Source organism: Micromonospora qiuiae (assembly GCF_016863555.1).
Lineage (GTDB): Bacteria > Actinomycetota > Actinomycetes > Mycobacteriales > Micromonosporaceae > Micromonospora > Micromonospora qiuiae.
In genome coordinates this window covers 25,991-37,840 of the sequence record NZ_BOPC01000053.1, presented here as the reverse complement: position 1 = coordinate 37,840, position 11,850 = coordinate 25,991, and the positions used below count along the sequence as shown (strand labels likewise).

At 70.6% G+C, this 11,850-nt stretch carries 10 protein-coding genes; 3 read left to right on the top strand and 7 right to left on the bottom strand.

Annotation, left to right across the window (positions count from 1 at the left end; genetic code table 11):
* Nucleotides 1-73: 73 nt before the first annotated feature.
* A complete protein-coding gene (locus tag Vqi01_RS19365; RefSeq protein ID WP_204036232.1) occupies nucleotides 74-859 on the top strand; it encodes an LPXTG cell wall anchor domain-containing protein in 786 nt (261 codons plus the stop codon).
* Nucleotides 860-1,068: 209 nt separating this feature from the next.
* Here the strand turns inward: Vqi01_RS19365 and Vqi01_RS19360 are convergent, their stop codons facing one another.
* The 7 genes from Vqi01_RS19360 to Vqi01_RS19330 form a co-directional block, all read right to left on the bottom strand.
* A complete protein-coding gene (locus tag Vqi01_RS19360; RefSeq protein ID WP_204036231.1) occupies nucleotides 1,069-1,770 on the bottom strand; it encodes an ACT domain-containing protein in 702 nt (233 codons plus the stop codon).
* Nucleotides 1,771-1,964: 194 nt separating this feature from the next.
* Nucleotides 1,965-3,011, bottom strand: coding sequence for a LacI family DNA-binding transcriptional regulator (locus tag Vqi01_RS19355; protein ID WP_204036230.1), 1,047 nt, complete (start codon nucleotides 3,009-3,011; stop codon nucleotides 1,965-1,967).
* Between the two features lie 82 nt (nucleotides 3,012-3,093).
* Nucleotides 3,094-4,527 (bottom strand): GH1 family beta-glucosidase, encoded by a 1,434-nt coding sequence (locus Vqi01_RS19350; protein ID WP_204036229.1) that lies wholly within the window; start codon nucleotides 4,525-4,527, stop codon nucleotides 3,094-3,096.
* A complete protein-coding gene (locus tag Vqi01_RS19345) occupies nucleotides 4,524-5,366 on the bottom strand; it encodes a carbohydrate ABC transporter permease (protein ID WP_204036228.1) in 843 nt (280 codons plus the stop codon). The genes Vqi01_RS19350 and Vqi01_RS19345 overlap by 4 nt, the downstream gene beginning before the upstream one ends.
* Nucleotides 5,367-5,378: 12 nt before the next feature.
* A complete protein-coding gene (locus Vqi01_RS19340) occupies nucleotides 5,379-6,347 on the bottom strand; it encodes a carbohydrate ABC transporter permease (RefSeq protein ID WP_204036227.1) in 969 nt (322 codons plus the stop codon).
* A gap of 118 nt (nucleotides 6,348-6,465) precedes the next feature.
* Nucleotides 6,466-7,752 carry an ABC transporter substrate-binding protein gene (locus tag Vqi01_RS19335; protein ID WP_204036226.1) on the bottom strand — a complete coding sequence of 429 codons (1,287 nt, stop codon included), beginning with the start codon at nucleotides 7,750-7,752 and terminating at the stop codon, nucleotides 6,466-6,468.
* A 266-nt stretch (nucleotides 7,753-8,018) separates the two neighbouring features.
* On the bottom strand, nucleotides 8,019-8,564 hold the full coding sequence (locus tag Vqi01_RS19330) for a plasmid pRiA4b ORF-3 family protein (protein WP_204036225.1): 546 nt from the start codon (nucleotides 8,562-8,564) through the stop codon (nucleotides 8,019-8,021).
* 151 nt (nucleotides 8,565-8,715) lie between these two features.
* Between Vqi01_RS19330 and Vqi01_RS19325 the strand changes: the two genes are divergently transcribed.
* Together Vqi01_RS19325 and Vqi01_RS19320 are read left to right on the top strand one after the other, a co-directional pair.
* A complete protein-coding gene (locus tag Vqi01_RS19325; protein WP_204036224.1) occupies nucleotides 8,716-9,462 on the top strand; it encodes a pyrimidine reductase family protein in 747 nt (248 codons plus the stop codon).
* 43 nt (nucleotides 9,463-9,505) lie between these two features.
* Nucleotides 9,506-11,800, top strand: coding sequence for a hypothetical protein (locus Vqi01_RS19320; protein ID WP_204036223.1), 2,295 nt, complete (start codon nucleotides 9,506-9,508; stop codon nucleotides 11,798-11,800).
* The last annotated feature ends 50 nt before the right edge of the window (nucleotides 11,801-11,850 follow it).

Below are 11,850 nucleotides of genomic sequence, written 5' to 3'. Positions count from 1 at the left end.
TCAACCGAGATCAGCGCCAGCCGTCCGTATGCGATCATGTGCCGTCATCTCACTGAGATCCGGAGGAATCCTCATGCCACAGCGTCGGTACGTGGCGCGCGCGGCCGTTTCCGGCGCCGCTGCCACGGCCCTTGTCGCCCTCGCCGCCCCGGCCTGGGCCAGCAGCACCGTTTCGCTGCATTCGGCCCACCGGGGTTCCACTGCTGCCGGCTTCCAGCAGGAATGCGGGGACAAAAGGTTCGCCGGCCGCCCCGCGGACCATGACGGCTGGCACTTCGTCCTGCCCGGCGGCCCTTCCGCGGGCGGCTTCGAGAGCCTGACGCTGACCTTCGACAACGGCTCCGGCACGGTCAGCATCACCGTGCCCGACGCCACCGACGCCTACCCCGACGCGCTCTACCCTGCCGGGGGCCGCCTCATCCACGCCTACCTGTTCACCCCGGGCGGCTGGACGCTGGTGGACGGTAGGGCCACGATCAGCGGCCAGGCCGAGCGATTCAACCTCAGCCACACCTGTGCCGGCCAGCCGACCCCGGCGTCGCCCACGCCGACGCCCACCGCTCCGGAGTCGCCCACCCCGACGCCCACCGCTCCGGAGTCGCCCACCCCGACGCCCACCACTCCGGAGTCGCCCACCCCGACGCCCACCACTCCGGAGTCGCCCACGCCGACCTCGAGCGTCCCGGAGTCACCGGTTCCGTCGGACGACACTGGCGGTGGCGGCGGTGACGACGGCAAGCTGCCGGTCACCGGAGCGGCGGTGACGACCATGGCTCTGGTCGGCGTCGGCTTGGTCGGCGGCGGTGTCGCCCTGGTCGCACTGCGACGCCGGCGTGACGGGGTCACCTTCACCAGCTGACACCACCATTCGAGAACGGCCGCCGACGTCCCTCCGGCGGCCGTTCTGCGTCCGGTCGATCGACTCGGTGTCGGCGGAATGGCGGTGTCCGGCAATGACGGTCACCGCGATGCCACCGGAAAGGCCCGCCCTGTTGCCGGCCGGTTACCGGGCCGTGTCCGGCCGCCAGCGGCCCTGCGGCCTGCGTCACAGCGGCCCTGCGGCCTGCGTCACGGATGGGCGCTGAACGGCGGGGTGCCGATCAGATCGAGCCGGTCGCCGAGGATCACCGCGCTGGCCCGGACCAACTGGGCCAGCCGGTCCACCTCGGTGGAGTGGAACGCGGCCGGGGCGAGGGTCTGGCTGTGGTCACGCGACACCACCAGCACCAGCCCGGCCCGGCCGAACGGCGCCACCGCGAAGTGGCCGCCGTCGGGCATGGTCATCGACCGGGCGCGCAGCGGGGTCACCTCGGGCAGCCGCGGCGATACGGGCGTACGCCAACTGGCGTGCCCCACCGTCGCCCCGCTGCCGCCGGTCGGGGAGGCCCAGTCGACCGGCACCACCGCCGCGACCGCCCACTCGGCGGCGAGCAGACCCGGCACCGCGTCGACCAGGGTGGCCAGCCCGTCGGCCGGATTGGCGGCGACCTGGGCAAGTAGCTCGGCGTCCTGGCCGGTGGTGGTGGGCGCGCCGATCGCCCGCCACACGCCGTCCACCTGCACCCCGGGAATCGCCGCCAGACCGGTCAGCAGCCGTTCCACCCGCGCGGCGCCCGGCCACACCACGGTGAAGTCGTCGACCGCACGCCCGCCGAGACGTTCCAGCACGATCACCTGGACGATGTCCGCGCCCGACACCCCGAGGGTGCGGGCCACCTGACCGAGGGTTCCCGGACGGTCCGGCAGGGTGACCCGAACGCGCAGCAACATCGCAACCCCTCCGCTCGGTGGGCCGGCCGCAGAACCGGGCAGGCTGAGCACGAGGCTGCCAGTTGACCATTTCGCCCCCGTTGCGGCGACATGTCCCCCAGGCTAAACCTGGCCTTGCCCGAGGACCGTCGACGCGGGTTAAGAGGGGGCCCCTGCTCTACCGCAGGCGTTAAGAGGGGGCCCTTCCTTACACCTCAGGCGGAGGCGCGTTCGACGAACTGGGTGTCCAGGACGATGTGCGGTGCGGGAATCTCGTCGCCGCGGATGCGGGCGACCAACAGCCGCGCCATCTGCCGGCCCATCTCCTCCACGGGCTGGAACACCGACGTCAGCGGCGGGTCGGCCTGCCGGGCGATCGGCTCGTCGCCGAAGCCGACCACGGCCACGTCCTGCGGCACCCGACGGCCGGCCTCACGCAGCGTCCGCAGGGCGCCGAAGGCCATCAGGTCGGCGGCCACGAACACGGCGTCCAGGTCGGGGCAGCGATCCAGCAACTGCCGCATGGCTGTCGCCCCGCTCTCCTCGCTGAAGTCGCCGTACGCGATCAGGTCGGGGTTGACGCCGAACCCGGCGGTGCGTACCGCGTCCCGGTAGCCGGACAACCGGGCCAGACCGGCGCCCATGTCCTGCGGGCCGGCGATGGTGGCGATACGCCGCCGTCCCCGGCCCGCCAGGTACTGCACGGCCTGTCGCGCCCCGCCGGCGTTGTTCACGTCGACGAACGACGCGGGCTGCGCCTCGGGGTGCAGCATCCGCGCCGGCCGGCCGCCGAGCACGGTGGGCAGGCCGCGTTCCTCCAGCAGGGTGGGCAGCGGATCGTCGTCGTGCAGCGACAGCAGCAGTACGCCGTCGACGTGCTGGTTGGTCAGGTGGTGCTCGACCCGTTCCCGTTCCAGCGGCGACTGCGCCATGGCCAGCCAGAGCTGCAACGGCGTCTCCAGCAACACCGAGCTGATCCCCCGCACGATGCCGGCGAAGAACGGCTCGGCGAAGAGCCGCTCGCCGGATTCGCTGACCACCAGGGCCACCGAGTCGGTCCGCTGAGTGACCAGCGCCCGCGCGGCCCGGTTCGGCACGTACCCCAGCTCGGCGATGGCCTGCTGCACAGCGGCGCGGGCCTCCGGACTCACCTGGGGAGAGCCGTTGACCACGCGGGAGACCGTCCCGCGGCCGACTCCGGCACGGGCAGCGACCGCGTCGAGGGTCGGGCGCCCGAGTGACCGGGTGCGCTGCGTTGTCATCGTCTGCTCCTCCGACGTCAGGCGGCCCCGGCATCTGGTTCAGCGTCGATGCCGGGCCGCCCGTTACTGGCTGGCCACTGCCCTATTGTGCGGCCAGACCGTTGCGTCGGATCACCTCCGCGTACCACCTGGCACTGGACTTGGGGATGCGGGTCTGGCTGTCGTAGTCGACGTAGATCATGCCGAACCGCTTGGTGTAGCCCCAGGCCCACTCGAAATTATCCAGCAGGGACCAGGCAAAGTATCCCCGCAGGGGGACACCCGCGCCGATCGCCTCGTGTGCGGCGCGCAGGTGGGCGTCGAAGTACGCCAGCCGCTCGGCGTCGTCGACCTTGCCGTCGATCACCGCGTCGACGAAGGCCGAGCCGTTCTCGGTGACGTACAGCGGCAGGTCCGTGTATTCCTCGTGCACCCGGCGCAGCGTCTCCACCAGGCCGGGGGCGTCGATCTCCCAGTCCATGTCGGTGACCGGCACGCCCCGGGTGACGAACCGGACATCCTCGCTGCCCGGCCAGTTGGACGGAGACCGCCAGTAGGGCTCCGGCTTCTCGCCGGCCACCGGCGCGGCCACCACGTGGCGGCTGTAGTAGTTCACCCCGACCAGGTCCAGGGGCGTGGCGATGGTGGCCAGGTCACCGTCCCGGACGTGCCCGAAATCGGTCACCTTGGCCAGGTCGCTGATCAGGTCGCCAGGGTACTGCCCACGCAGCAGCGGGTCGAGGAAGAACCGGTTCGCCAGCCCGTCGATGCGCCGGGCGGCGTCCGCGTCATCGGGCGAGTCGGTGGCCGGGGTGACCGGGTACAGGTTGACGGTCACCCCGAGCTGCGCCTCCGGCCGGGCCGCCCGCAGCGCCTGCACGGCGAGGCCGTGCCCGAGCATCAGGTGGTGCCCGGCACGGACCGCGTCCGCCCCGTCGGAGCGGCCGGGGGCGTGCACGCCCGAGCCGTAGCCGAGGAAGGCCGAGCACCACGGCTCGTTCAGCGTGGTCCAGTACTTCACCCGGTCGCCCAGCGCGTCCACCACCAGCTGGCTGTAGTCGGCGAACCGGGCGGCGGTGTCCCGGGCCGGCCAGCCGCCGGCATCCTCCAACTCCTGGGGCAGGTCCCAGTGGTAGAGGGTGAGCCAGGGCTCGATCCCGTGGGTCAGCAGTTCGTCGACCAGCCGCCGGTAGAAGTCGAGCCCTTCGGCGTTGGCCGGACCAGACCCGCCCGGCTGCACCCGGGGCCAGGAGACCGAGAAACGGTACGACTTCAACCCCATCTCGGCCATCAGCCGCACGTCGTCGGAGAGCCGGTGGTAGTGGTCGCAGGCGACGTCGCCGGTGTGCCCGGCGACCGTCCGGCCCTCGGTGTGGCTGAAGGTGTCCCAGATCGAGGGAGTACGCCCGCCCTCGGCCGCCGCGCCCTCGATCTGGTAGGCGGCGGTCGCCGCCCCCCAGAGGAAGCCGGGCGGGAAGGTCAGCGGCGCACCCTCGTCGAGGACACCGACAGCGGGCGGGTTGGCGGGGTTGCTCACGACTTGACTGCACCTTCCATGATGCCGCCGATGATCTGACGGCCGAACAGAATGAAGACCAGCACCAATGGCAGGGTGCCGATCGCGGTGGCGGCGAAGACCTGGGAGTAGTCGGTGTAGTAGGCGTACGAGAGGAAGGAGAGCGAGACCTGCAGGGTCGGGTTCTCCGGGGTGAGGATCGCGTACGGCCAGAGGAAGGAGTTCCAGTTCTCCATGAAGGTCAGCAGACCGAGCACGGCCGCGGCCGGACGCAACGCGGGCAGCACGATGTTCCAGTAGATCCGGAAGGTGCTGGCGCCGTCGACCCGGCCGGCTTCGATCAGCTCGTCGGAGATCGCCTGGCTGGCGTACTGCCGCATCATGAACACGCCGAAGCCGGTGACCAGGAACGGCACGATGACGGCGTACAGGCTGTCGTACCACCCCAGCTCCTGCATCATGCCCCAGAGCGGGATGAGGCCCATCTGGGTCGGGATCATCATGGTGACGATGATCGCCAGCAGCAGGATGTTGCGGCCGCGGAAGCGCAGTTTGGCGAAGGCGAAGCCGGCCAGTGAACCGGTGAGCACCACCGAGATGGTGACCACCGACGAGACGATGATCGAGTTCATCATGCCGGTGAGGAAGTTGGCCGCGTCGTTGTCGAGCACTCGGCCGAAGTTGTCACCGAAGGCTCCACCGGGAGTCATCGGCGGTGGCACATCGTTGATCGAGTCCAGGCTGCGGGTGCCGATCACCATCATGTAGTAGAAGGGGTAGATCGACAGCAGGGCCGCCAGGACGAGCGCGACGTAGGTCAGCGGACTGGTGCGCCACAGGCGCTGGGAAGCCGAGATCATCTTGATCTCTCCTCACTTGGCCGAGCGGCGGACGAGTATGAAGTTGATCAGCGACACCAGCACGATGATCATGAAGATCGCCCAGGCGACCGCGGCTCCGTAGCCTGCGGTGCTCAGGTTGTAGATGCCCTTTTCGTACATGTACATCGCCAGCGTCTGGTACTCCCGCTGGTTACCGCCGATGATGCTGCCGTTGGCGAAGAGCAGCGGCTCGGTGAAGAGCTGCATGCCGCCGATCGTGGAAAGGATGACCACGAAGAGGAAGGTGGGCCGGAGCATGGGCAGGGTGATCTGCCAGAACTGCCGCCACTGACCGGCCCCGTCGATCTCGGCAGCCTCGTACAGGTCCTTGGGGATGGCCTGCATACCGGCGAGCAGGATCAACGTGTTGTAACCGGTCCACCGCCAGTTGACCATGGTGGCGATCGCCGTCCAGGAACTCCACGAATGCGCGCGCCAGTCGATCTGGTCCACCCCGACGAGGCTGAGCAGCCAGTTGATCAGGCCGAACTCGCGCTGGAACAGCATGCCGAAGACGATCGCGACCGCAGCCACCGAGACCACGTTCGGAACGAAGATGGCCATCCGGAAGAAGGTCTTGGCGCGCAGGAAGGTGCGGTTGAGCAGGGTCGCCAGGAAGAGCGCCAGCAGGAGCTGCGGGATGGTCGACAACGCGAACATGCCGAACGTGTTGACCAGCGCATTCCAGAAGTAGTCGTCGGAGAACAGCTCGATGTAGTTGTCGAGCCCGATGAAGGTGTGGTCGCCGACCATGTCCCAGTCGTGCAGCGACATCCAGGCGGTGCGCAGCATCGGGTACAGCCCGAAGATCCCGAAGATCAGGAAGAACGGCGCGATGTAGAGGTACGGCGAGTACTTGAGATCCAGGCGATTGAGCAGGCTCCCCCGGCGGCGACGGGCCGCTACGTCGGGAGGCGGTGGTGCGGGCGACGGCGGCGCCGTCGTGGCCGACAGGCTCATGACGTTTCCTTTCCCGGCGAGAGGCCCGGGGGGCGTCCTCGCGCAGGGTGGTACGCGGAGGGGGACCGACCGGTGGCGTCCGGGAGACTCCCCGGACGCCACCGGTATCAGGAATCACTCAGAAGGCACCCTGAGTCTGTGCGTCCTTCGTGAACTGCTCCCAGGCCTTGTCCTTGCTGGCCTGCCCGTTCTCGAACGCCCGCATGGCCGGCTCGAACGCGTTCTCCTTCACCGCCTGGTGCTTCGGGCCCAGGTGGACCGGCTTGATGTTGGCGACGCTCTCACCGAAGATCTTGCCGGTCGGCGCGTTGCTGAAGTACTCGTTGGTGTAGTTGAGGAAGGCCTCGTTCTTCAGCGCCTCCAGGTTGGTGGGCAGCGGGCCCTTGAGCTTGAAGGCCTCCACCTGGCTGTTGGCGTTGGTCAGGAACTCGGCGAGCTTCGCCGCCTCCTTCGGGTACTTGCTCTGCTCCGGCACGGCCAGCCAGGAGCCACCCCAGTTGCCGGAGCCACCCGGCACGGCCGCCACGTCCCACTTGCCCTTGTTGGCCTCGCCGGAGTTGTCCGCGACGATGCCGAGCATCCAGGAGGGGCAGAAGGTGGCCGCGAAGGTGCCCTGCTTGAAGCCGCCGGACCACTCCGGCGACCAGGTGGACGCCTTGGCGGAGATGTCCACCATCGAGGTCGCGGTCTCCCAGGCGGCCTTCACCGCGGGGCTGCTGTCCGCGATGATGTTGTTCTCCTTGTCGTAGAACAGGTCGCTGCCCTGCTGGAACAGCACGCCGTTGGAGACGGCGGTGATCGAGTCGATGAAGGCCTTGCCGGTGGCCTGCTTGTACTTCTGGCCGGTCTGGTGGAAGCCGTTCCAGTCCGGCCAGAGCGCCGACACCTGGTCCCGCTCGGTGGGCAGGCCGGCCGCGGAGAACAGGTCCTTGCGGTAGCAGACGGCGAGGCTGCCGACGTCGGTGGGCAGGCCGATCAGTCGACCGTCCGGCGCCTTGCCCAGCTCCCACTTCCAGGGCAGGTACTCCGTGGAGTGGTCGGAGACCAGCGGGGTGAGGTCGGCCCAGTTGCGCGGGTTGGCCTTGAACTCGTTGAGGATGCCCTCCTCCAGGGCGGTCACGTCGGCCGCGCCCTTGCCGGTGGCCAGGTAGCGGACCAGCTTGGGCCGGTACTCACCGAGCTGGGCGGTCTTGCGCAGCTCGACCTTGATGCCGGTCTGCTTCTCGTACTCCTTGACGAGCTCGTCGTAGCCCATCTCGCCGAAGGTGTCGACGACCAGCTTCGCGGGCTTCTCGCCCTCGGCCGGCTTGTCGTCGTCGTTGCCGCAGGCCGCGAGACCGCCGGCGACGAGAACCGCCGCGAGGGCGGTCGCCGCCATGCGGGCACGCCGCGTGGTGAGGCTCATCCTGACTCCTCTTTCGATGGTGAGGCTGATTTGTGTGTGTGGTGGGGGGTGCCGCAGCGCCTGCCGGCACCGGCCCGGTCGGCCGGCCTCGGCGCCCGGCGCGGACTGTGATCCACGCCTCTTGGGAACGCTCCCATGAGATTGCCGGCAGGCATCAGGGGTGTCAATAGGCCGTTGGGAGCGTTCCCAGATCGTTACCGACAAAGGGGTTTAGTCGATGGATCGACTCGGTGGACCCGTGCGGATAGCTCCGCCGCGCAGGGTGCTCAGCAGAGACGACGCAGCAGCGTGGCGACCCGGCCGGCGTCGAAAGCCGCCGGATCGAAACCGGCAGCGACCCAGTCCCGCATCACCGGGTGCTCGGGGTGCAGCGGGTCGGCCAGCGCGGCGAGCAGCAGCAGATAGCCCTGCGGCCCGCCGACGTCCTCCGGCGGCCCGGCCCGCTCGCCGTCCAGACAGGTCGGATAGCGCTCGTCCGCCTCGGCCGCGAAGACGTCCTCCACCAGCAGGTCGTGCTCCCACCAGTCGCCGAAGTCGTACGTGTAGTGGAACCGGCTCCCCTTGCCGAGCACCGCGTCCAGCCGGACGTCCAACTCGTCGTGCACGGCCAGCTCGCCCTCGGGGTCGGGCTCGCCGTACTGCAGGCCGTCGATCTCGAACGCGTGCAGGTGGCAGTCGCGCCAGCCCATGGCGTGCTGCACCACCCGGTGCAGGCGATCCAGGGTGTACCCGCCGGGCACGAGCACCCGGCGCCAGATCGTGGGCCGGACTCCAGCCAGGGACATCCTCAGCTGGAAGATCTGACGCGGCATGGGAGTCCCATCCTTCCTCGGCATAGGCTGCGAGCATGATCTGCCGAGCGTGCCGGACGCGGCGGCACGACGACTGCCCGGGCCGGAACTGGTGCGACTGCCAGCACCGTACCCCCCGACCCACCCCCGTCGTCACCGGTCCGGCGAGCGAATGAGCGCGGAAACCTCGATTTCCGCGCTCTGGCCCGACCCGTCACCCGCGCCGATCGACGACGAGACCCTCATCGCGCGCTACCGCCGCGCCGACACCCCGCGACTGCGGATGAATTTCGTGACCAGCATCGATGGCGCGGTCAGCCTGGGTGGTCTCTCCGCCGGCCTGTCCGGCGGACCGGACAAGCGGGTGTTCGGAGTGCTGCGGATGCTCTGCGACGCGCTGCTGGTGGCCGCCGGCACGCTACGTCAGGAGGGCTACCGGGCGGTCCGCCTGGACCAGCGACGCCGGGCCTGGCGACGCGCGCACGGATTGACCGAGTACCCGACGCTCGTGGTGGTCTCCGGCAGCCTGCACCTCGATCCCGCCCAGGCCGCTTTCGCCGACGCACCGGTACGCCCCGTGGTGCTCACCCACCACGGCCCGCCGGCCCCGCCCGGGCTGACCGCCGTGGCCGATGTGGTGCGTTGCGGCACCGACCGCGTCGACCTCGCCGCCGGCCTGGCCGAACTGCGCCGGCGCGGGCACGACCAGGTGCTCTGCGAGGGCGGACCGCGCCTGTTCGGCGCACTCACCGCCGACGACCTGGTGGACGAGGTCTGCCTCTCGGTCGCCCCACTGCTCGCCGGGCCCGGCGCCGGCCGGATCACCGCCGGCGAGCCGAGCCCGGTGCGCGGGCTGCCGCTGCGGCACGTCCTGCTCGCCGGCGACGGCACCCTGCTGCTGCGGTACGCCCGGGAGTGACGATCGGCCGGAACGACCCCGTGCGTGCAGGTCCGGTCATACCGTGGACCGGGATCGGCAACTGCCGGAAGGCGGGGCGTTGGCACACGAGGTGGTCGAGTTACGGGTGCACGGCGTCTCCGGCACCTCCGCCGAGGAGTTGCTCGACCACCCGGTCGTGATCCGGGTCGCCGGTGACCACAACGCCGGCTTCTACCGGCCCCGACCCGGGTTCGGGGTCAGCGACCGGCCGGACGGGTTCACGGTGGAGGCGTACCGCTGGGGGGCGCTGACCGCTGGCGCGGCCGCCCGGACCCTGTCCCTGCTGTTCCTGTTGCCGTTCATGCTGGTCAACCTCGCCGCCTGGGCCAGGCCGACGACCGGCGGAACCGGTGGCCCGGTCGGCGCGCTGTGCCGGCTGCTGGCCGCCACCCTGACCGCCGCGTTCGTCCTGTCCGTCGCGGGGTTGACCATCGACCTCGTCGGCTGGCAGTGCGTCTCCTACCGCCCCTGCCTGCGGGGGCGCGGCTACCTGAGCTGGCTGGCCGTGTTCCCCATCGGGCCGCGACTGGCGCTGCTCGCGCTGGTGCCGATCGCCGCGCTGCGGCTGCTCTGGTGGCTCGGGGAGCGCTCCGCCCGGATGTTCGAGGCGTTCTCGGCGGCGCGTGGGCAGGACCGCACCAGCGGCGGGGAGGACCGGATCGACCTGCCCGGCTTCTGGAACGACGCGCTCGTGGTGCGGCGGCTGCGCGCCATCCATCTCGCGATCGGCCTCGGCACGCTCGCCGCGATGCTGCTCGGCGCGCAGATCCACATCCGTCCCACGGCAGTCGCGTACGTCCTTTACGTCCTGGCCTGGCTCCTGCTGGTGGCCGGCGTCGTCCTGCTCTGCGTACCCGCCCGGATCCCGTCCGAGGGCCCCGGCCGGGGGCCCGTCGACATGCGTGGCATTGCGGCCCTGCGGCGGGGCGCCGTCGGGCTCACCGTGCTGACCCTGGCCTACACCGTGGTGCCGCTCGAACCGGAACCGCCGCGTGAGGGATTCCCGGGGTACGGAGGCTCGCTCACCGCGCTGGTCGCGGTCCAGGGCGGCCTGCTGGTCGCCCTCGTCGTCACCACCATGCGACAGCGGCGACACCACGGCGACTCGTCGTGGCTGAGCGGACTGGCCACCCCGGTGCTCGCCGCCGCGGCGGTCGCCACCGGGTACGGCTTCTCCGCCGCTCTGGTCTACCGGGTCGCCGACTTCCTGGACCGGGGCGAGATCCCGAACCGGGCCCGGCCGAGCCCGATCGGTGCGCCGCCACTGGAACCGCCCGTGACCTACCGCTGGGCGGCCCTGGCCGGGCTGGTGACGGTCCTGGTGGTCGCCGGGGCATTACTCTGGCGGATCGCGGTGACCCGGCGTCGCCGCCGCCGGTTGGCCGACGAGATCGTCCGGCGCGACTTTCCCGACCCGCCGCCGGAGGCGCTGTCCCGGCGGACCGACGCCCGGGAGGCCGTCGCCAGGTCCGCACTCGCCGAGCAGATGGGACCGGTCTTCGTCACGTTCCTGGTGGTGTCGTTGCTCGGCATCGCAGCGGTCACGCTGGATCTGCTCGGCATCGGGCCGACGTGGCTGAGCGACCAGTCGGCCCACGTCGACGGCATCGTGACCACCGACCTCGCGCTGCTGACCGACGTCGGGATCTACGTCATCGGGCTGGTCGCGCTCGGAATCCTGGTGATCGCCCTGTTCTCCTACCGGTCAGAGGAAACCCGGCGCACGATCGCGGTGATCTGGGACCTGGGCACTTTCTGGCCGCGTACCGTGCATCCGTTCGCACCACCCTGCTACGCGGAGCGGGCGGTCCCGGAGCTGGCCAAGCGGATCATGACCCTGACCAGTCGGGGCGGCGTGATCCTCTCCGGCCATTCCCACGGCTCCGTGCTGGCCACCGCCGCCCTGCTCCAGTTGCCGGCGGAGGTGCTGCCCCGGGTGGCGCTGCTGACCCACGGCAGCCCGCTGCACCGGCTCTACGCGCAGCTCTGCCCGGCCTATTTCGGTGACTGGGTGCTCGAGGAGGTCGGTGACCGGATCGGCTGGCGGTGGGTGAACCTGTGGCGGGACACCGACCCGATCGGCGGCCCGATCTTCTCCGCGCACTGGCCCGGCCAGCCACCCCGGATACGCGGATCGGCCGGCGCGGTCGACCGACGGCTGCGCGACCCGCGCGCGGTCACCGTCCCGCCGGGCGACACCGTCCCGCCGCCGATCGAGCGGCACTGGCCGTACCACACCGACCCGGCGTACGAGGCGGCTGTGCGGGAGTTGGCCGGGCGGCTCGATCCGGACCTGCGCCTGCCGAGCCGCCGCTGAGCCGCCACCCGCCGTGGAGGTGTCGTCGCGGTACGCAATCGCCGCGGCAC

What these genes read in the sequence shown, in the direction of transcription:
- Vqi01_RS19340 (WP_204036227.1), bottom strand. Translation starts at nt 6,347, where the DNA reads ATGAGCCTGTCGGCCACGACGGCGCCGCCGTCGCCCGCACCACCGCCT.
- Vqi01_RS19335 (WP_204036226.1), bottom strand. Translation starts at nt 7,752, where the DNA reads ATGAGCCTCACCACGCGGCGTGCCCGCATGGCGGCGACCGCCCTCGCG.
- Vqi01_RS19330 (WP_204036225.1), bottom strand. Translation starts at nt 8,564, where the DNA reads ATGCCGCGTCAGATCTTCCAGCTGAGGATGTCCCTGGCTGGAGTCCGG.
- Vqi01_RS19325 (WP_204036224.1), top strand. Translation starts at nt 8,716, where the DNA reads ATGAGCGCGGAAACCTCGATTTCCGCGCTCTGGCCCGACCCGTCACCC.
- Vqi01_RS19365 (WP_204036232.1), top strand. Translation starts at nt 74, where the DNA reads ATGCCACAGCGTCGGTACGTGGCGCGCGCGGCCGTTTCCGGCGCCGCT.
- Vqi01_RS19360 (WP_204036231.1), bottom strand. Translation starts at nt 1,770, where the DNA reads ATGTTGCTGCGCGTTCGGGTCACCCTGCCGGACCGTCCGGGAACCCTC.
- Vqi01_RS19355 (WP_204036230.1), bottom strand. Translation starts at nt 3,011, where the DNA reads ATGACAACGCAGCGCACCCGGTCACTCGGGCGCCCGACCCTCGACGCG.
- Vqi01_RS19345 (WP_204036228.1), bottom strand. Translation starts at nt 5,366, where the DNA reads ATGATCTCGGCTTCCCAGCGCCTGTGGCGCACCAGTCCGCTGACCTAC.